At 34.1% G+C, this 21,070-nt stretch carries 18 protein-coding genes; 5 read left to right on the forward strand and 13 right to left on the reverse strand.

What is annotated here, in order from left to right:
* Positions 1-16: 16 nt before the first annotated feature.
* The 13 genes from MKL62_RS08110 to tviB form a co-directional block, all read right to left on the reverse strand.
* Positions 17-1,678, reverse strand: coding sequence for an LTA synthase family protein (locus tag MKL62_RS08110; RefSeq protein ID WP_109850635.1), 1,662 nt, complete (start codon positions 1,676-1,678; stop codon positions 17-19).
* 316 nt (positions 1,679-1,994) lie between these two features.
* Positions 1,995-3,014: a UDP-glucose 4-epimerase GalE gene (gene galE, locus MKL62_RS08115; RefSeq protein ID WP_005112620.1), complete on the reverse strand. Its 1,020-nt coding sequence runs from the start codon at positions 3,012-3,014 to the stop codon at positions 1,995-1,997.
* Positions 3,007-4,677 carry a glucose-6-phosphate isomerase gene (pgi, locus tag MKL62_RS08120; protein WP_005112622.1) on the reverse strand — a complete coding sequence of 557 codons (1,671 nt, stop codon included), beginning with the start codon at positions 4,675-4,677 and terminating at the stop codon, positions 3,007-3,009. The genes galE and pgi overlap by 8 nt, the downstream gene beginning before the upstream one ends.
* A complete protein-coding gene (locus MKL62_RS08125; RefSeq protein WP_000686128.1) occupies positions 4,674-5,936 on the reverse strand; it encodes a nucleotide sugar dehydrogenase in 1,263 nt (420 codons plus the stop codon). Before MKL62_RS08125 ends, pgi begins: the two co-directional genes overlap by 4 nt.
* Before the next feature lie 115 nt (positions 5,937-6,051).
* Positions 6,052-6,927 carry a UTP--glucose-1-phosphate uridylyltransferase GalU gene (gene galU / locus MKL62_RS08130; RefSeq protein WP_032007988.1) on the reverse strand — a complete coding sequence of 292 codons (876 nt, stop codon included), beginning with the start codon at positions 6,925-6,927 and terminating at the stop codon, positions 6,052-6,054.
* A 23-nt stretch (positions 6,928-6,950) separates the two neighbouring features.
* Positions 6,951-7,565, reverse strand: a complete 615-nt coding sequence (locus tag MKL62_RS08135; protein WP_005112626.1) for a sugar transferase — start codon at positions 7,563-7,565, stop codon at positions 6,951-6,953.
* A complete protein-coding gene (locus MKL62_RS08140) occupies positions 7,549-8,709 on the reverse strand; it encodes a glycosyltransferase family 4 protein (RefSeq protein WP_270899756.1) in 1,161 nt (386 codons plus the stop codon). Before MKL62_RS08140 ends, MKL62_RS08135 begins: the two co-directional genes overlap by 17 nt.
* Positions 8,699-9,781 (reverse strand): glycosyltransferase, encoded by a 1,083-nt coding sequence (locus MKL62_RS08145; RefSeq protein WP_033917742.1) that lies wholly within the window; start codon positions 9,779-9,781, stop codon positions 8,699-8,701. The genes MKL62_RS08140 and MKL62_RS08145 overlap by 11 nt, the downstream gene beginning before the upstream one ends.
* Positions 9,778-10,914: a hypothetical protein gene (locus MKL62_RS08150; RefSeq protein ID WP_033917743.1), complete on the reverse strand. Its 1,137-nt coding sequence runs from the start codon at positions 10,912-10,914 to the stop codon at positions 9,778-9,780. The genes MKL62_RS08145 and MKL62_RS08150 overlap by 4 nt, the downstream gene beginning before the upstream one ends.
* On the reverse strand, positions 10,911-11,993 hold the full coding sequence (locus MKL62_RS08155) for a glycosyltransferase family 4 protein (protein ID WP_033917744.1): 1,083 nt from the start codon (positions 11,991-11,993) through the stop codon (positions 10,911-10,913). Before MKL62_RS08155 ends, MKL62_RS08150 begins: the two co-directional genes overlap by 4 nt.
* 1 nt (position 11,994) lies before the next feature.
* Positions 11,995-12,885 (reverse strand): glycosyltransferase family 2 protein, encoded by an 891-nt coding sequence (locus tag MKL62_RS08160; RefSeq protein WP_033917745.1) that lies wholly within the window; start codon positions 12,883-12,885, stop codon positions 11,995-11,997.
* Positions 12,882-14,174 (reverse strand): oligosaccharide flippase family protein, encoded by a 1,293-nt coding sequence (locus tag MKL62_RS08165; RefSeq protein ID WP_033917746.1) that lies wholly within the window; start codon positions 14,172-14,174, stop codon positions 12,882-12,884. The genes MKL62_RS08160 and MKL62_RS08165 overlap by 4 nt, the downstream gene beginning before the upstream one ends.
* 2 nt (positions 14,175-14,176) lie before the next feature.
* Positions 14,177-15,454: a Vi polysaccharide biosynthesis UDP-N-acetylglucosamine C-6 dehydrogenase TviB gene (gene tviB, locus MKL62_RS08170; protein ID WP_270899757.1), complete on the reverse strand. Its 1,278-nt coding sequence runs from the start codon at positions 15,452-15,454 to the stop codon at positions 14,177-14,179.
* Positions 15,455-15,616: 162 nt separating this feature from the next.
* On the opposite strand from tviB, the gene MKL62_RS08175 reads away from it, so the two are divergent.
* From MKL62_RS08175 to MKL62_RS08195, 5 genes are all read left to right on the forward strand, one after another.
* Positions 15,617-16,759: a polysaccharide biosynthesis/export family protein gene (locus MKL62_RS08175; RefSeq protein ID WP_001190671.1), complete on the forward strand. Its 1,143-nt coding sequence runs from the start codon at positions 15,617-15,619 to the stop codon at positions 16,757-16,759.
* A gap of 1 nt (position 16,760) precedes the next feature.
* Complete coding sequence (locus MKL62_RS08180) at positions 16,761-17,189, forward strand: low molecular weight protein-tyrosine-phosphatase (protein WP_001176901.1); 429 nt, start codon at positions 16,761-16,763, stop codon at positions 17,187-17,189.
* A gap of 21 nt (positions 17,190-17,210) precedes the next feature.
* Positions 17,211-19,409 (forward strand): polysaccharide biosynthesis tyrosine autokinase, encoded by a 2,199-nt coding sequence (locus tag MKL62_RS08185; RefSeq protein ID WP_038343259.1) that lies wholly within the window; start codon positions 17,211-17,213, stop codon positions 19,407-19,409.
* Between the two features lie 192 nt (positions 19,410-19,601).
* Positions 19,602-20,324 (forward strand): BamJ family beta-barrel-assembly machinery protein, encoded by a 723-nt coding sequence (locus tag MKL62_RS08190; RefSeq protein WP_033917750.1) that lies wholly within the window; start codon positions 19,602-19,604, stop codon positions 20,322-20,324.
* A 49-nt stretch (positions 20,325-20,373) separates the two neighbouring features.
* Complete coding sequence (locus tag MKL62_RS08195; RefSeq protein ID WP_000724220.1) at positions 20,374-21,069, forward strand: BamJ family beta-barrel-assembly machinery protein; 696 nt, start codon at positions 20,374-20,376, stop codon at positions 21,067-21,069.
* Position 21,070: the final 1 nt, after the last annotated feature.

Genomic DNA, 21,070 nt, shown 5'->3' on the forward strand with positions numbered 1-21,070 from the left:
TCAAAGAGATGGAACATTATTGTTCCATCTCTTCTTTGTTATTCTGCATAATTTTATAAGTATGATTATGTCCGTCTAATACATCCTTATTTAGATTTTCATAACCTTTTAACAATACTTTCTTATCAAAATTACACGTTGGATTTTCATTAATAAATTTTTGGTGAATGGCACTATAACAACTCGAGACATCATCAACAAATTGATAGTAATCTGACAAAGGCAACCCTGCCAGCTTTAATAATTTTGGAGCAACGAAACTTGCAGCAATATAAGGTTGCTTCAAAGGCTTCTTATCTAATTTATAATTGCTCCATACCACAAACGGTGTCTGGTAATTTTTTAAGCTAGTTCGCTCAGGATCATCTTTAAAAAATCCATAACTCTCATAAACTTCTTGTAGATTCGGCAAATGATCGCCAAAGGCCACTAAAATTGTTGGTCGATCTACTGTCTTTAAATATTCAGCGAGTTCTTTTAACTTTTGGTTAGCACGCACAGTTCCAGCAGTATAAGTACTTAGTTTTTGTTTTTCAGTTTCAGACAACTCTTTATTAAATTTATAATTTTGTTTACCAAAGCGATCATCATTATACATTGGATGATTTTCGACAGTAATCGCATAAATAAACTTTGGCTGCTGCTCATTTTCTTTTAAAGTAGACTTAATCGAATCAAAAATAAGATCATCTGTGGCCCAGCCCCCTTGATTAAATATGTTACTCCGATCTTTTTGGGCGATCATATTTTCAAGTGATATAAATTTCTCAAATCCTAACTCTGGATATACCTTATTACGATTATAGTAATAACTGTAGTTATTATGCATTGCAACCGTTTGATAACCAATTGATTTTAAATAATAAGGCAAAGCATAAATTGATTTTTTTAGTTTAGAGACATATAACAATTCATTTGGGAAAAAAGTCGTATTCAGACTCGTAAGCACTTCAAATTCTACATTCGCCGTACCCCCACCAAATGAAGGCGACAATAAATTAGAAACTTGATTTTGGTGAATAAAAGATAATAAATCTTTAGGTAATCCATTTTCTAAATGATGAGAGTCCCAAAAAGACTCCTCCATAACAATAATAATATTCGGATATTCTCTCTCATTCTTTTCTAAAGGTTGAACCAACTGATGTTGCTGCAAAATTTGCTGTATGTCTTGCTCAGATACTTTACGACTAGGTAACAATACGCTGGTTACATTATCCAATACTTTAGAAACGTAAAAAGTCACAAACCCATAATCTTGAATTTTTCGGTAATCACCGATCCAGTCATTTCTGGTATTCGGGAATTCCTGCAAGCTAGCACAAATCATAGGTTTATTTTCGGAAAAACAAGCGCCTGTAGGGTTCCTAATAAAATTTAAGTAAATTAAACCACTACTGATTAGTCCAAAGATAATAATATTAGGGACATAAGTATGAAAAGTCGCTTTACTTTCTTTGCGTACAGCAATGAGGAGTATGATAAGAAAGAAAATAATGAGGGTAAAAAAGATAAGTTGTAAGTGCCAAGGGGTGGCCTTCATTGCTTCTGGAAGTAAGAAAATATCTTCTGGACTTAAATTACTAAATAAATATTGTTGCTTCTTTTTATTAATAAAATTTAAAAATATAACAAATAATTGGCTTAAACACAGTGCAGTGTATTTACGTCCAAGTATAATAAAAAATAGCTGAATGACTGCATAGTTAAAAAGAATTGAAAAAATAGCCTTTTCTGAAATCAAATAGGTATAAAACTTATGCCAAGTTAGATTCATATCCCATGCAACATATACACCTACACAGGTAGATAAAAAGGCAATAAAGATAAATAACAGTTGTTGACGTAGAAAAACCATGACTGCAAAAAGAGGCTAACGTAATAGTGGCGAATACTAGCATGAAAGTAGTCACTACAACTGCAGCCTCTTTTAGAAAACACACGTTCTATTAGCCAACAACTGCTATATATTTGAATTTAGAAAATTTAAATAATTATCTCTTATAACCCGTCGGATTGTGCTTTTGCCAATTCCAACTATCCTTAAGCATATCTTCTAAACCGTATTGAGGTTTCCAGCCCAACTCAGCAACTGCACGAGCATTGTCCGCAAAAGAAGTCGCAACATCCCCTGCTCTACGTGGAGCGAACTCAAAAGCAACAGGTATACTATTCACTTGTTCAAAGGTATTTTTGACTTGTAAAACAGATGAACCATTACCTGTACCAATATTCCATGCACGGCAACCTTGCGCCTGTAAACGGTTATTTAAAGCGCATAAATGTGCACTCGCCAAGTCAACAACATGGATATAGTCTCGTACACCTGTACCATCTACTGTATCGTAATCATTACCATAAATAGATAGTTTCTCACGGCGACCCACAGCAACTTGAGTCACATAAGGCATTAAATTATTTGGAATACCTTGCGGGTCTTCACCAATACGCCCACTCTTATGTGCACCTACTGGGTTAAAATAACGTAGTAAAGCAATAGACCATTTAGAGTCAGCTACTGAAAGTTTTTGTAATAATTGCTCAACAATTAGTTTTGTATATCCATAGTTATTACTTGGCATACCCGTTGGCATATCTTCATTCAGCGGAGAGGTATTTGCCTCATCATATACGGTCGCAGAGGAACTAAATACTAATGTATAAACACCAGCTTTCTCCATTGACTTCACCAGTTGAATACTGCCCGCAATATTATTATCAAAATAAATAAGCGGTTTTTCCTGGCTTTCACCTACTGCTTTTAAACCTGCAAAATGAATAACCGCATCAATTGCGTGCTCTTGAAACACTTGGTCAAGCTCACCAGAATTCCGTATATCACCCTCTACAAAAGTTAAACTTTTTTGAGTGATCTCTTGAACTCTATTTAAAGATTCTTTTGAGCTATTTGAAAGATTATCAAATACAATAACTTCATGGCCTGCTTCTAAAAGCTCTACACAAGTGTGTGAGCCAATATAACCTGCACCACCCGTAACTAAAATTTTAGCCATCGACTTTTCCTAATAAAATTTTAATCAAACCACGTGTTGAAGCATCGAGTGTTGAAAGATCATTTTGAGCACCATTTAAAATTGGAAGTAACTGATCAGCAATCTGCTTACCTTTTTCAACACCCCATTGATCAAATGGGTTAATGTTCCAGATTACAGACTGAACAAATACTTTATGCTCATATAAAGCAATCAACATCCCTAAACTATATGGATTAAGTTCTTTTAAAAGTAATGTCGAGCTTGGCTGATTACCTTCATATTGTTTATAAATTGGTAAATTCTTTAATTCAGCTGAATCCAAAGCTTCATTACCAAAAGCCAATAAACGTGATTGCGCCAAACAATTCGATAATGCGAGGTGATGTTGTTCAATCAATGCCTCAGCATTCTCCACATACGTAAAGTGATCTGCATTATAACGTTGGATCGGTGCAATGAAATCACAGCTTACTGCCTGTGTTCCTTGATGAAGTAGCTGATAAAATGCATGTTGGGCATTTGGACCAACCTCACCCCATACAATCGGACAAGTATCTAATTCAACTTTTTGGCCATCACGTTGTACCGACTTACCATTAGACTCCATTTCAAGCTGCTGCAAATAGGCAGCAAAATACTTTAATCTTCCGTCATAAGGTAATACTGCATGGGTTTGAATATTTAAAAAATTATTATTCCAGATACCGAGTAATGCCATGAGAACCGGTATATTTTGCTCAAAGCTTGTATTTTGAAAGTGCTCATCGACAGCATGTGCGCCAGCTAAAAGCTGTTGAAAGCCATCTATACCAATCGTTAGAGCTATAGGGAAACCAATACAAGACCAAAGAGAATAACGTCCACCTACCCAGTCCCAAAGTAACAACTGATTTTCAGGAGCAATACCCCACTCAGTCATTTTTTCAGCTTTTGTAGATACACCAATGAAGTGACTTTTTACAACGCGGTCATGCTTTCCTAAAGCTTTTTCAAGCCACTGACGAACTGTTTGTGCATTTGATAAGGTATCAATGGTACCAAATGACTTTGAAGAAATAATAAATAAAGTTGTTTCCGGACGCAGTTGATGGAGTAGGTCTGATAACTGGCTACCATCCATAGTCGAAACAAAGTGTACATTAAGTGGTTTGGCAGTTTTTACTTTAAAATCGCATAGTGCATGGGTCACCATTTGAGGCCCTAAATCGGAACCACCTACACCAATATTAACGACATCCTGAATCACTTCACCCGTAGCACCGCGGTATTGCCCAGCATGGATTTTTTCAACCAAAGCATACATACGCTGTAATTGAGTATGAACCTGTTTTGTGAGTTCAGGAAATTTAGAATATTCCGATGGTAAACGTAAGGCCCAGTGCATAGCTGAACGCTGCTCAGTACAGTTGACTTTGTCTTGGGAAAATAAGCGCTCAATCCAGTGAGTTAATTGTTTCGTCTTTGCTAAAGCAAACAATTGTTCTAAAACACTTTTAGTTATACGGTGTTTACTATAATCAAAAACCAATTGATCGAACTTTACCGAATAGTTTTGAAAGCGGTCTTGCTCGGCTGCAAATAATTCTTTGATATGTAATTTTGAATTCTTCTCAACCAAGGAATGAAGCTGTGCTATAGGCGAGACTAACTCTTTAGGAAACTTCTCGATAGATTTACTCATAATCGACCTACTCCTTCATAAGCGAAACCTTTTGCTTTCACATATGCCGGATCGTAAATATTACGCCCATCCAAAATAAGAGGATGCTGCATTACTTGTTGTAACTGTTTAAAATCAGGGCTCCAATATTGTTTCCATGCTGTCACTAAGCATAAAGCATGAGCTCCCTGTGCAGCTTCATATTGGTCAGCACATAAAACAAGATCTTCACGGTCTCCATAAGTTGTTGCGATCTCATCTAAGGCTTGTGGGTCATGCAAACGCACTTTTACCCCTTGTGCCCATAATGCAGCTAACAAAATATGAATAGGTGAGTTATGAGTGCTAGAGGTGTTTTCCTTAAATGAAGCCCCCCAGATCGCAACAGTTTTACCGCTCAAATCACAGTGATAATAATTCCATAATTTACGGAATAAAATTTCTTTTTGTTGTTCATTAATCGCCCACACTTGCTCTAGCAACCGACTTTTAGCCCCTGTTCCAGATACAGTACTCGAAAGCGTTAAAATATCATGTGAAAAGTTTTCACCACCAAATCCAACACCTGCCGACAAATAGGCTGCACCAATACGTGTATCTGCAGCAATACCATGTTTTACATTAGCAATATCAATACCAAGTTTTTCGGCCACCATCGCCAAATCATTCATATAGCTAATACGGGTTGCCAACATTCCCGAAATGCTGAGCTTCGTAAATTCAGCATCTAAAATTGGCATAAATAAATATTGATAGCTAAAACGGAAAAAAGGACGTAATAACTCTTGCATGGTGTCTTGAGCATAGCTCGATTCAACACCAACAATTACATGTTTTACGTTCAGCACGCTATTAATCGCATTTCCTTCTTGAATCACATCAGGAAAATAAACCCACTCATCTTTTGGCAAATGTTGTTTTAATTGATCCGTACCATGTAGACCAAAAGTAGAGCCATTGATCATTAAACGTGGATGAACTATCGGGCGCTCGCTCAACTTTTCAACTGTTTTTAAAGCAAGCTCGATTTGTGTTGGGCTAAAACAAAATAAATAAACTTCAATATCTAAAGGAATTTCAGAAAAAGGACTTTCTTTTAAAAAACCTGCTTTTCTCTGTTTATTTAAATAATGATTAACTTCTTGATCTTGATAAGAAAGTATAGAAATGTTTTCTTCACAGGTGACACTTGTACACCAATAGATCTGATTACCATATTCAGCTAATAATGCTGCCATTACACCAGCATGTAAGGTGGTTCCAAATACCGCGATTTTCATTGTACACCTGATTTTAATATTCTATAAAATTCTCTTCCCTTTACAGGAAGAGAATATATTGCTCTGCTCATATATTCATTCGTTTTTACAAATAGTTAAGCAGAGCTACAAAATTTTATAATTTAAGTTCCTGAATCAACTGTTTAAAATCATTTCCTAACTTAGGGTGTTCAACTCCATAGTGTAGTACAGCTTTTAAATAGCCAATCTTACTACCACAATCAAATGTTTGACCTTGCATACGATAAGCTTCAACAATATCTGTCTCTTGAAGCATTGCAATTGCATCAGTTAACTGAATTTCATTACCTGCACCTTTCGGTGTGTTCTCAAGTAATTGCATAATCTTTGCAGGCAATACATAGCGGCCAACCACAGATAAATTAGACGGTGCAGAGCCTACTGCGGGCTTTTCAACAATGCCCTGCATGACAATACTTTCACCTTCATTTGGGCTATGTTTTACATCCACAATCCCATATTGATCTACTAAATGGTCTGGCACTGCTTCAACCATGATTTGAGCAGCTTGGCTTGAGTTGTAACGAGAAATCATACGGGATAGATCATTTTGTCCAGAGCTATCTTTCACCAATACATCTGGTAATAGCACAGCGAAATCATCTTGACCGACAACACTCTTTGCACATAACACAGCATGCCCTAAGCCTAAAGGCTGAGGTTGTCTTACACTTACTACACTCACATGCTCAGGCACAATTTGAGTAATCTCTGCAAGTAAATCGAATTTTTTCTTTTGTTCTAGAGTGGTTTCCAACTCAAAGTTACGATCAAAATAATTTTCAATTGATGCTTTCGATGAATGAGTAACTAAAATAATTTGTTCAATTCCAGCCTCTACCGCCTCGCGTACTACATATTCAATTGCAGGACGATCAACGACCGTTACCATTTCCTTTGGGATAGACTTACTTGCTGGTAAAAAACGTGTACCTAAACCAGCTACAGGTAAAACTGCTTTTTTGATCATATGACTAACTTTATAGTTAACAATTAATACTGTACTTCATCTTTTTTTGGAGAACCAGAGAAACGACTGGCTCCTACTAACTGATCTGGCGCATTGATACCTTCTTTTTTTAGCATAACCAAAACTGTTTTTACCATAATCTTAAAATCTAACCAGATATTATGATTCTCAACATACTCAACATCTAGCTCAAATTTCTCTTCCCAACTTAAATTATTTCTTCCACTCACTTGAGCAAGGCCTGTCATCCCTGGTCTCACCTCATGGCGTCGCATTTGTCTTGGTGTATAATGTTTCATAAAATCGGCAAGCTGAGGGCGTGGACCAACAATACTCATATCACCTTTTAATACATTAATAAGCTGAGGCATTTCATCGAGAGTAGTAGAACGTAATTTTTGTCCGAAAGGTGTAATTCTTTCCTCATCGGGCAAGAGATTTCCATTCTTATCTAAAGCATCTTTCATGGACCGAAATTTAATCATTTTAAAAATTTTGCCGTCTTTGCCCGGTCTTTCCTGAAGAAAGAAAATAGGTGAACCTAAATTTTTTCTTACCTTATATGCCACTATTAAAAAAATAGGAGATAGAAGGATTAAGGCTATTGTAGCAATGAAAATATCAACCAATCTTTTCATAAGAACTATTTAAACCCATGATTTCGAATAATCTATTATTTACTTTTTCAGCATCAAACTTTTGATGGGCCATTTTCATACTTTCTAGCCCCATAAGATTTATTTGAGATGGTGACTCGATAAAAAAGCACATTTTTTCTGCTAAAGCTTTAGCATCCCAACAAGGAACAATAAAGCCATTCACATCGTTAATTACCGTTTCTCTACATCCTGGGACATCTGTTGTAATAACAGGACGTCCTATAGCCATAGCTTCTTGTGTGCTCCGTGGTACACCTTCTCGATAAGAAGGAAGTACAAATACACTCGAGTTAGCGATCCAGTCTTTTACATTAGAAACATGACCAGGATATTCAAATAAACCCTCTGCGATCAGTTCATCTAGCTGAGACTTCGACAATGCTCCCATATTCTGGGTGTCTAAGCCACCTAGTATTGTAAACTTTGTGTTAGGATATTTATGTTTTACTATTCTAATTGCATCAATAAATTCAAATATACCCTTTTCTTTTAATAAACGACCAATAAATAAAAAACTTACTGGACTTACTGGAGCAACACTATAGCTATATTCTTTCAAGTCTAAACCGATGCCACCCAGAATGTGTACCTTTTTGACTGGGAGAGTGTATGTATGTATAAGATCTTTTTCATCATCAGGATTTAAAAAAATCATATCGTCTAATCTGGGAAAGGCTAAACGATATAATAAGACCTGAATATTACGAATAAGTTTCGTTTTGCTACTTTGACCTTCTGGTTGTTCTGTAAAGGTGTAACCGAGCCCTTCAAGCATCCCAATAATGTGAGGTACTTTTGCAAAGCTTGCAGCCAATGTCCCATAAATAACAGGCTTGGCAAAATATGAAAAAACGATATCTGGCTTAATTTTTTTTATTTTCCGAATAAGCTGATATGTGGACGCAATATCGGCAAAAGGGTTTAGTCCTCCGCGACTTAATTGGTAAGTAATAGGTTCAGCACCTAATGCTTTAATTTTTTCTAAACAGTCTTCTGTATATTCAGAAGTGAAAGCATATACTTGATGGCCATTTTTTAGGAGAGATCGTATTAAATCAGCGCGGAAGCCATAAAAACTTGAACCTGTTGTTCCAACCAATGCAATTTTCTTACTAAGATTCATATATTTTTAACCATTGCAATGTTGTTTTTTCTAAATCAAAATTTTCATGAACATAGTTTAAAGCTTTTCGATTATTCTCTAAACGAGCATTTAAAGGCATATTTATTGCTTTTCGCAATTGATCAGCTAATTCTTTTGAATCTTTAGGAGATGCCATTAAACCATAACCTCCCATAACCTCTTTTACGCCACCACAATCTGTAGCCACAACAAATGTTTCGCAAGCCATAGCTTCTGCAACTACAAGGCCAAATCCTTCAAAAGCTGATGAAAGTACAAAATAATCAGCTATTGACATCAACTCTGCAATATCATTTCGCCTACCTAGTAAAATAACGTCATTATCAAGATTGAGTTTACTTATTAACTCTTCGATAGCTTTCTTTTGCTCACCATCTCCTGCTATTAATAACTTAAAATCTTCAGAAGAATTTTCTTTTAAGAGACTAATAGCTTTAAGTAAGTTTGGATAATCCTTTTGCTCATTTAAACGACCAACAGCCAAAATTATTTTTTGATTTAGATTAACCTGATTCGATAAAATTATATTTTTATCAACAACCTTTTTCCTAAATTTATTTAAATCTATTCCATTATAAATAGTGATAGCAGTTGAATCAAAAGCTTTCTTTTTTTGAAAGGATTCAGTAGCTTCTTTACTTACATTTGTATTAATATCAGACAAATTATTTGTATAGCGATAAGCTAGCATTCTTAATAAACCACCTTCATTTGAATTGTGTGCAGTGCAAATTAAACGTGGAAAAGAAACATATTTACGGGCTAATCTTGCAAAAATATTTGCATGTACCATATGTGCATGTACAACATCGGGCTTAAATTGCTCAATAACAGTTTTAAATTTCTTAAGAGCGCTACCAAACTGTGCTACTTTATTTAGCTGCAAACAAATTAATTCAATATCAGCAGACTGAGGTTTAACAATAGCTTCTCCTTTTAAATAAGCTATTTTTACATAATGCCCTCGCAAATGCATTTGATCAGCAAGGTCAGCTACTACTTTTTCAGCCCCCCCTCCGCCAAGACCCGTGATTAAATATAATATTTTCATTTTAAAAAATTTCTCTTATTTAAAATTGAAAAACAAAGTAGTGCAAAGCATGCAAAAAACAATACAGAAGGATTAGAAAGCTTTATCAGTGACAAACAAATCAACAACTTCTCTTTAATTGTTGTGTTTGACCTAAATAATGAATAAGCAAATAAAATAAGAATAAAAGAGCCAATTAAAACTCCAAATACTGTTATAGTATTTAAATAAAAAGTTAAATCCAATAATGCTTCGTAAAACTGAGGTGAATTTTCTGAGGGTAAAAGAAATCCATATCCACCAACAATCATATTAAAGTCTGAAAAAAAATATTGTATAGCTTGTAACTTTACATTATTACTTCCATCATCTCCATCATTAAAACGCTGAATTCTTTCATTAATCATCTCAAAACTAAATAAATAAAAAACAAAAATTGCAATTCCGCCAAAAATATAGTTTTTAATATTTTTTGAATAAATAATAAGAAGATATAAAGCTGATAAAATTAAACCCAGAAATGACATGGAAAGTGTCAAAGACAGAATACCTAATACTCTGGAAAATTTAGCATTTTTATCAATAAAATACTGTAAAGTTAATAACCCAAATTGAACTCCAACAAAAACTGCTGGTTCAGATGTTATACTAGTTGGTCTATACATCCAATCCCCAACATACCATGTTCGAGATTCCTCTCCGCCTAATAAAATACCAAAATCTAATAAACTACGATCTACACCTAAAAAATAAAAAGAAGAAAATTGTGCAATCACTATAAATGATAAAAAACAAATATAAAATGCGATAGATTTTCTTAAAGTATCTATATTTGCCTTAATAATATAATCATACATTAATAAAGCAACGGCTATAAAGAAAATTACTTTTTGATATACAAGTATTAGAATTATTTGCTGAATATATAAATATTGGAAAAAACAAAGAAATTCTAAGAGAACTATAGATAAAATTAAAATTTTAATAATATCTAATCTTATATAAGGATAAATATAAAATCGACACAAGGTTAAAATTGATAATCCAATAAACTGCGTTCCATAAAAGGCAAGAGGAGCTTGTACATCTAACGTAAAGCAAAAAAATAAAGCACATAAGAAAAATATGCTAGGCTCTCGTTTTAACTGGATCATTGGCTTAATAACTCAATCCATAAATTAATGATATTTTGAATTTCAAAACGATTCGAAGTACTTTTTGAACTTTCTACAAAATTCAAAAAAGTATTTTCGTCCATTTTAGCCATTTTTAAAATTTTTTGGCTAAAATCATGTAAATTATCAGCTTGTGCTAAAAAGCCATCTTTCCCATCTTCTATCACTTCTGCTGGACCAGTATCACAATCAAAAGAAACTATAGGCAATTTATAACTTCTAGCTTCTAACAAAACCATAGGAAGTCCTTCAAATCTTGAGCTCATACAAAAAAAAGAAGCTTTATTATAAAACTGACTCATATTTTTTTGCTGACCAGCAAAAATAATTGACTCTGAAACGCCATAGTTTACAGCCATTTCTTTTAAGCTAACCTCATCCTCTCCAGTTCCAACGATTATAATTTTCCAACCATCCAATTTATGAGCAACTTTCGACCAACTAGGTATGAGTAAGTCGAAACCTTTTTGATAAGTTAAACGTCCAACACACAGAATAATTTTATGTTCTAGGCTTGGGGTATTGTCTTGAAGCTCATAAGGACTAGGATTTGCTATTGCAACAACTTTATTCGTATGAGTAAGATTAAATCTTTTATCCCAAAAAGACTTATCTCTTTCAGTCAATGTAACAATTTTATTACCCCATTTTGCAGCCATCCATCGCCCCAAGTCACGAAACCGAGAGCCAAGGTTGACTTTTAAGTTAAAATGTTCCCAACAAATATGATTAATTCTTAATCCAGCGCAAGCAGGCACTGTAAAAACGCAACTGATACTATCTACAACAATCAGGGTATCTATTTGCTTAGATATCAAAAAATTCCGGATTTTTCTAACTGCTTGGAAAAAATTCTTTTTCATTGAAACTTTTTCATTAAATAAAGCCTGAATTTTAATATTTGAATTAAGTTCAAAAAAAGGCTGGTCTCCATGACTTAATGATAAAATAAAGACATTATTATTCTGTTGAGCTAAATTGTTTGCAATTAAAGTAGTAACACGCTCTGTTCCACCTGAATTATTAATATTACCAATAATAAAACAAATTTTTTTCATACTATATACCAACTTTTATAAATCTTGAAAAATACGAAAAAATAGCATAAATAATATTTGTATCTTGCTTACGTTGCATGAAACTCTTGTTTAAATAATGTGCACACTGTCCAAATCTAATAATTGTTTTAACCCAAGCCATTACATTTCCAAAGTACACATATATAGGAATAAGTTTCAACATAGTAGCACGGGATATATAATGTCCTTCAGCATGCTTCAATAATGAACTTTTACTTAAACGATTTTCTGTTGCATCATCAAAAAACAATCTTAATGGTTCAGGTATATATGCAAATTTATACCCTGCATGCGAAATTTGGACGTAAAACCATATCTCAGGAATAAACTTAATATTCGAAGCGACTGGATATAAAAAACATTTCAAAATATCTGTTTTAAAAACATCAATTCTTTCACCAAAATTTTTTGCATTAGAGAATTCTTCAAAATATGAACTTATTACAATATTTTCAGATATTTTTTTTCCATCAAATTTCTTTTTAACATTTGAATAAGCTAGAAATCTCAAGCCTATAATAAAGTCAGAATTTAGTAAAGATATATACTTCTGGAATATTTCTTCTATATTTGTTTCTTTAGCGAGAGCATCATCTGAGTCAACTCCACAAAATAAAAATCCATTCGCATTAAGTACAGCTTTATTCCATGCCGCCTGCTTACCAGCATTTTCTTGTTTTAAGTAACGTATATTTATGATACTTTCTTGTATAAACTCTTTTACAACAATTTCTGTATGATCTGTTGAGCCATCATCTACAATTAACCATTCAAAATTTTTCAAAGTTTGTTTTTTTAAACTTTCATATAAACGACCTAAAGTATGAGCACGATTATATGCTGGAGTAAAAATTGTTAATGCAACACTCATATTTTGTAGGCTCCTATAGGCAATAAAACCTTTACGATACTTGCCTTTTTATAAAATAAATTTAAAATCAAAGATGATATAATTTCTGTAACTAGAACCGCATATGCTGCTCCAATTACACCCCATTTTTTTATAAAAAAGTAAGATAAAGCTAAATTTAATAAACAACAGAATATTGATTTATATGCTAAAAATTTATATCCATTAAATTTAATAATTAAACGTGAAAAGTAAAATCCTATTACCCAAAAAAACTGAAAAATCAATAAGCACCTTAAAATTTCAATAGATTTAAGATATTCATTACCATATAAAAAAGTCACAATATAATGTGCTGAAAACTCAAGTAGAATGACTATAATTAATGATAAAATAATTATATTAAATAAAACTTTATTAGATAACTTTATGTATTCATATTTATTTTCAATATTAATATTATATATAGAAGTCATATAACTCATAATTAAAGTTGTAGGCATAATGCACCACGCGCCAGCGAGAACAAATGCAATAGAATATATTCCTACGCTTTTTGTTCCCTCTAAATAAGCCAACAAAAAATTTGATATTTGGCCATTAATAGTAGCGGTTAAAATAGCCAATGTTAATGGTATACCAGCACCTAAAAAATAACCAAAATATTTTTTAGTTTGTTTTTTAGATTTAACTTTATTAAAATTGATATGATATCTACATTTATATATAATAAATTTAATCAAAAACGGTATTAAAGACATTAAAATTATGGGAATACTTAAGTAAAGCACATTTAATTTAAAATACACTATACTATATCTTAGAGCAAGTGCTATAAGTAAGCCAACAATATTTGCCAATACATTAAATTTTGATAATAACTGTCCTTCATAAAAGGAATTAGCCAAGTCAATAGAAGTAAAATAATAAGCTATTGCAGTAGAAGAAATAAAAAAGAAACCTGTAAAACTTGTGTTAAAATAAGCCCACATCACTACTAATATAGATAGAACTATATATATAATACTAACAAATATCATCGAATTCTTTAAAAAAAGACTATGATGAGGTTTATTTTGGCTAACATATTTAAAATATATTTGATCCAACCCCAACTGAGCAATTGTTTTTAATACAATAAAAATTGAAGCGGCTAATGCAATTTCACCATATATAGCTGGCCCTGTGTATTTAGCTACAGCCGAAATAATAAAAATTAAACCAAAAAGAGATATACCTTTTTCAAAAAGCATCCATAGTGAATTTCTAATTCTAGGATCATTTTTTAATTTATAAATTAAGTTCATCATATTTACAGTCGTAAATCACTTTCAGTTTTATCAAGTATGTACTTTAAGTCATATAGAACATGTTTCTCTTTGCCTAATGCAATGAGCTCCTGACTCGACATTGCTTTAAACTGATCATGGGCAACAGCAATAACTATTGCATCATAATGACCTTGCTTTAATTCCGTAACTGGAGCTAAGCCATACTCGCCTTCAACTTCGGCACTATCTACCCAAGGATCGTAAATATCAAGATCTAAATCGTATTCCTTTAGTGCTTTCACCATATCTACAATTTTAGTGTTGCGGATATCAGGGCAGTTTTCTTTAAAACTTAAACCTAAAATTAATATACGAGCACCTACCACTTGTATGCGCTGCTTTACCATTTCTTTGATCAATTGGGTTGCAACATATTCTCCCATACGATCATTTAAACGACGAGCTGCCAAAATAATTTCTGGATGTAAACCAATTGACTCTGCTTTATGCGTTAAATAATACGGGTCAATACCAATACAATGACCACCAACTAAACCAGGTCTAAAGTTTAAAAAATTCCATTTTGTACCTGCTGCCTTGAGTACATCTTCTGTATCGATACCCATTTTATTAAAAATCAGAGCCAACTCATTGATTAAAGCGATATTCACATCTCTTTGTGTATTTTCAATGACTTTAGCAGCCTCAGCGACTTTGATACTTGGGGCCTTATGTGTACCCGCTTCAATGATTAGTTTATAAACTTGATCAACATAATCAGCGACATCAGGAGTGGAACCCGATGTAATTTTTAAAATATTGGTTACACGTCGCTGTTTATCACCAGGATTAATACGTTCAGGACTATAACCAACAAAGAAATCTTGATTAAATATCAAGCCTGAATGTTTTTCTAATTCAGGTATACATACCTCTTCTGTCGCACCAGGATAAACCGTTGACTCATAAACAACGATATCGCCTTTTTTTAGAACTTTAGCAATGCTTTGGGATGCTTTTATAAGCGGGGTCAGGTCTGGCTGTTTAAAGTCATCGATTGGTGTAGGTACAGTAACTATAAAAAAATTTGAATTTTTTAAATCGTTGATATCAGCAGTGTATGAGAGATGTTCTACTTGTTTTAGCTCATCTGAAGTGACTTCTAATGTATGGTCATAGCCACTTTGTAACTCTCGTATCCGTTGCGGGTTTATATCAAAGCCGATTGTAGGTTTATGTTTACCAAATTCAACCGCTAAAGGCAGCCCAACATACCCTAAGCCGATAATTGCTATTTTTAGTTGTTCAAGTTGAAACATATATAAAACCTAACCATTTAATTTTAAATGGAGAAACATCATGGATACGACCTACTACGTTAATATAGCAGACTTTAAACAAAATTTTCTCGAAATATACAATCACTGCTTGGCAAATAAAGTATGATTTGGGTTAATTATAGACTACAATCCAATGTCTTCATGCAAAGTATCATTGGATTACAAACAATAAAGGGTTTGAATGTGAAGCACCAAAGCACATTATTATTTTTAGCCATTTCACTTTCGTTTACAGGATGTGCAGTCACCTCAGGCTTACAAACTTATGACTTACCTGAACAGGGAACTTTTAAAACAGCTCAAGGAGCAGAAGTTTCTGTTGTTCAACTCACCCAAAACAATATTCCAAAAATCAGTTCTGAATCTTTGCGACCGCAAGGAAATATTAGTGCTCTGTTTAATACTCCCTTTTATCAATATCGCTTAAGTCCAGGAGATGTCTTATCCATTCAACTTTGGGCATATCCTGAAATTACTCCCCCTATTCAAGGGGCTTCAAGTGATATTAAAGCATTTGGTTATCCAATTGACTCTGCTGGAAATGTTCAATTACCACTTGTAGGCCAAGTTCATATTGCCGGAAAAACACTTGCTGAGACCAATAAATATTTACGTAATCAATTTGCTAAATATTTAAAAACACCTGACGTTGTAGTTCGAGTCTTGTCTTATCAGGCAAAACGCTACTTTGTTAATGGTCAGGTTATGAAAAGTGGTCAATATACCTTAGATGATCAACCTATCAGTATTTATACGGCCCTCAGTATGGCAGGTGGTGTAAATCAAGAATCTGGTGACAATACTGATATTCAGCTTATTCGTAATGGCGAAGTTTATAACTTAAATGTTGTTGCTCTTGAAAAGCAAGGTTACTCATTACACAAGTTACTAGTACAACCCAATGATACAATTTACGTAAATACCAAACAAAACCAAAAACTCTATGTTATGGGTGAGTCTAATAAAAGCTCAGCTATTCCATTACGAGATCAAGGTATGACTTTAAGTGATGTATTGGGTGAAAGTGAAGGAGTTAACCCATACTCAGCAAGTGCAGCCCGTATTTATGTTATGCGCACAGATTTACAAACAAAAAAATCAACTATTTATCAGCTTAATTTAAGTAGTATTGGTAACCTTGCATTATCTAATCAATTTCAAATGCAAAAAAATGATATTGTTTATATCGATGCAACTGGTTTAACACGCTGGCAGCGTATCATGAACCAGATTGTACCGTTCTCAAGTGCACTTTATACCTTTGATCAATTGGGTAAAAACTAGCATGCAGTTACAAAACATCTTAGTGGTCTGTGTTGGTAATATTTGCCGCAGCCCAATGGCAGAGTACTTTTTAAAGGCTCAACATCCTACATTAAATATCTCATCTGCTGGTATTTCGGCTCTAGTAGGCCATGCTGCAGATGATAAGGCTATTTATTGCATGGATCAGCTGAGTATTGATATACGTCCCCATATTGCTCGTCAGCTCAGTGCCGAATTAATCAAACAAAATGATTTAATTTTGGTCATGAGCAATAATCAACAAAAGCATATTGAACAAACTTGGCCATTTGCTAAGGGTAAAATTTTTAGACTTGGCCATTGGCAAGGGCAAAATGTACCTGATCCTTATCAGCATGACCAAGCTTTTTTTGATCAGACTTGCCGTAATATTCAAAGCTATGTGCAAGATTGGCGCACTCAATTATAATTGTATATTAGTTGTAAATTTATGAACCAAAACTCTAAAACTAGCGAAGATAGCATCGATTTAAAAGAGTTATTCTTTTCATTGATTGCACAGTGGAAAATCATAGCATGCTGCGTGGTCTTAAGTTTAATTTGTGCCTTGCTATACTTACGGATAACGCCAGATACTTATTCTGTAGATGCAATGGTACAAGTTGAGGACAGTAAAGGCGCTGCCTCTGCTGCTTTGCTTGGTGACCTTTCTAAAGTCAGTGGAGGTCTATCTCAAAAATCACCAGCTGATCCAGAAATAGAGATTCTTCGTTCTAGAATGGTTTTAGGACAAGTCATTCAGAACCTTAATCTTGATATTAACGTCAAAGATAACCAATCAGGATTGATCGACAAGTTAATTTCACAAGATAAGAGTAGACTTGAGTATCGTCATGAATCTGTACTGTACAGTAATCAAAATAATAATTTGATTATACGAGAACTTAAAGTACCTGAATATTATTTAGATAAACCCTTAAAGTTAGAGTTCAAAGGTGCAAATCAATTCACTTTAACATACAAAGATCAAGTTGTATTTAATGGTCAATTAAACAAAAAAAATATACTAAATACAAATAGAGGTCTTTGGCAGGTACAACTTAATGCTCAAGGTAACCTGAAAGAACAAAGCTATACTTTAACTAAACTCGCTCTACCAACAGCCGTTAAAAATTTTAATGATATCTATAGTGTTGCTGAAAAAGGTAAAGTGACTGGTGTTATTGGTTTAAATTATCTAGGTCAAGATCCTGAGCACATTACACAAGTACTAAATAATGTTCTAACTGTTTATCACCAACAAAACATTGAGCGAAAGTCTTTAGAATCTAAACAAACTTTAGCTTTTCTTGAGAAACAATTACCAGAGCTTCGAAAGCAGCTAGAAGATTCTGAGATCAAGTTTAACCAATTTCGTGAAAAGTACAAAACTGTCGATGTGAATGCTGAATCGGAGCTGTTACTTAAACAAAATATTGATTTAGAAAAGCTTAAGATCGAGTTACAACAGAAACAAGCTGAGCTTTCTGCTAAATATACTAATGATCATCCATTAATCTTGCAAATTGATGCGCAAATTACAGAGATTAATAAAAAGATTGCTGATCTTAACAATCGTTTAACTCAACTTCCTGAGACTCAACGTTTATATTTACAACTTTATCGTGATGTAAAGGTCAATACTGAGCTATATACATCATTACTCAACTCATATCAGCAACTCAAAATCGCCAATGCAGGTGAGATAGGTAATGTTCGCATTATTGATACTGCGGTAGAACCTGTTAAACCTATTAAACCTAAAAAATTGATTGTTCTAGTACTTTCTATTTTTGTTGGTGGTTTTATCGGTGTATTAATTGCATTATTACGCAATATGATGCGTAGCGGAGTTAATGATTCAACTCAAATTGAAAATGAATTAGATCTGCCAGTTTATGCGACTGTACCTCGTTCCCCTATTCAAGAGACTCGTATGAGTATTTTGAAAAAGAAAAAGAGTATTCCTATTTTAGCAGTTAAAAGTAGTGATGATATTGCGATTGAAAGTTTGCGTAGTATTCGTACTGCCATTCACTTCGCTTTAACCTCAGCAAAAAATAATATTATTATGATTGCTGGCCCGTCTCCAGAGGTTGGTAAATCTTTTATTTCAACTAACTTGGCGACCATTTTTGCACAAGGAAATAAACGCGTATTATTGATTGATGCTGATATGCGTCGTGGCTATATGCATAAATACTTCGATGTTGATGTAAAACCTGGCCTTTCTGAATTACTAAGTGGCCAAGCTGACTTGACACAAGTTTTACATAAAACGCAAGTTGCGAATCTCGACGTGATTACCCGTGGTAAGAGCCCAACAAATCCTTCAGAGATTTTAAGCTCAAACCAGTTTAAGGAATTACTTGAGCAGCTACAAAGCCAATACGACCACATCATTATTGATACTCCACCAGTGCTTGCAGTAACCGATGGTATTATTATTTCGCAATATACTGGTGTGAACTTAATTGTTGCACGCTACGCCAAGTCACAAATGAAAGAGCTTGAACTAACTGTTAATCGTTTTGAACAGGCGGGTGTTAAAGTCAACGGCTTTATTCTCAATGATATTCAACGTGCTAGCGCTGGCTATGGTTATGGCTATAACTATGCTTATGCCTATAAGGCACAAAAAGAAGACTAATTAAAACTCTTCATAAAAAACCGGATCAAATGATCCGGTTTTTTATTTGCTTTTTAAGTTTTGCCACATTAAAACTAACTAAAATATATAAAAAACCACTCGTTTTTTTTGTTAAACATTCTATGCTTAAGTCGAAGCATGCTAAGATCGAAGCAGCCTTTTAGACTCAAATGATTATTTTTGGAACCTTTTATGAGTAAAGCCTTACCCATTGCTGTCGCTGTAGTATTAGGCGGTGCTGCACTTGTACCTGTATATTATGCAACTCAACATCCGACCACAGAAGTCGGACGTAAAGCAGACAAAAATGCTTCTCCAATTCAAAAAATCAGTTACGTTCTTGGGTATGAAGTTGCTCAGCAAACTCCTCCTGAACTGGATACCAAAGCATTTGTTCAAGGGATCCATGATGCGCGTAATAAGCAGCCTAGTGCTTATACTCAAGAAGATTTAAAAGCTGCCGTTGCTGCTTATGAAAAAGAGTTACAACAAAAAATGCAGCATCAAGATAAGCCTGAGCAAGCGGGTACAGCTACTGACTCTGCAGATGCACAGTTCCTTGCAGAAAACAAAACGAAAGCTGGCGTAAAAACCACTGCATCAGGTTTGCAATATATCATTACTAAAGAAGGTACTGGTGAACAGCCAACTGCTCAGTCTGTTGTCAAAGTACATTATGAAGGTCGCTTAATTAATGGACAGGTTTTCGATAGTTCTTATAAGCGTGGTCAACCAGTAGAATTCCCGCTTAATCAGGTCATTCCGGGTTGGACTGAAGGTCTTCAACTCATGAAAGAAGGTGGAAAAGCGACTTTCTTCATACCATCAAATCTTGCATATGGCCCACAAGAGCTTCCTGGAATTCCAGCAAACAGTACACTGATTTTTGATGTAGAACTCATTTCAGTGAAATAATAACAATCCAGGAGAGTCGTTATACTCTCCTGTTTTTTTGGAAAAAGACATGAAAAAAATCAGTTTGGTTATTGCAGCGTCAACGATGAGCTTATCTGTTTTTGCTGCTGCACCGATAACAAATAAAAGCCCGGCAAAAGATCAATTTAGTTATAGTTATGGTTATTTAATGGGCCGTAATAATACTGATGCGTTAACAGATTTAAATCTTGATATTTTTTACCAAGGTTTACAAGAAGGTGCTCAAAATAAGACAGCACGCCTAACTGATGAAGAAATGGCGAAAGCAATTAATGATTATAAGAAAACATTAGAAGCTAAACAGCTAGTCGAATTTCAAAAACAAGGTCAACAAAACGCTCAGGCTGGTGCAGCTTTTCTGGCAGAAAATGCTAAAAAATCTGGTGTGATTACGACTAAATCAGGTCTGCAATATCAGGTATTAAAAGAAGGCACTGGTAAAACACCTAAAGCCACCTCTCGTGTAAAAGTAAACTATGAAGGACGTTTACTCGACGGAACTGTATTTGATAGCTCAATTGCACGTAATCACCCTGTTGATTTCCAGTTAAATCAAGTGATCGCTGGATGGACCGAAGGCTTACAAACTATGAAAGAGGGCGGTAAAACCCGTTTCTTCATTCCAGCAAAACTTGCTTATGGTGAAGTTGGCGCTGGGGATAGTATCGGTCCAAATAGTACTTTAATTTTTGATATTGAGTTGCTACAAGTTTTGCCAAAATAAT

This window comes from Acinetobacter sp. AOR01_HL, assembly GCF_027855455.1.
GTDB lineage: Bacteria > Pseudomonadota > Gammaproteobacteria > Pseudomonadales > Moraxellaceae > Acinetobacter > Acinetobacter baumannii.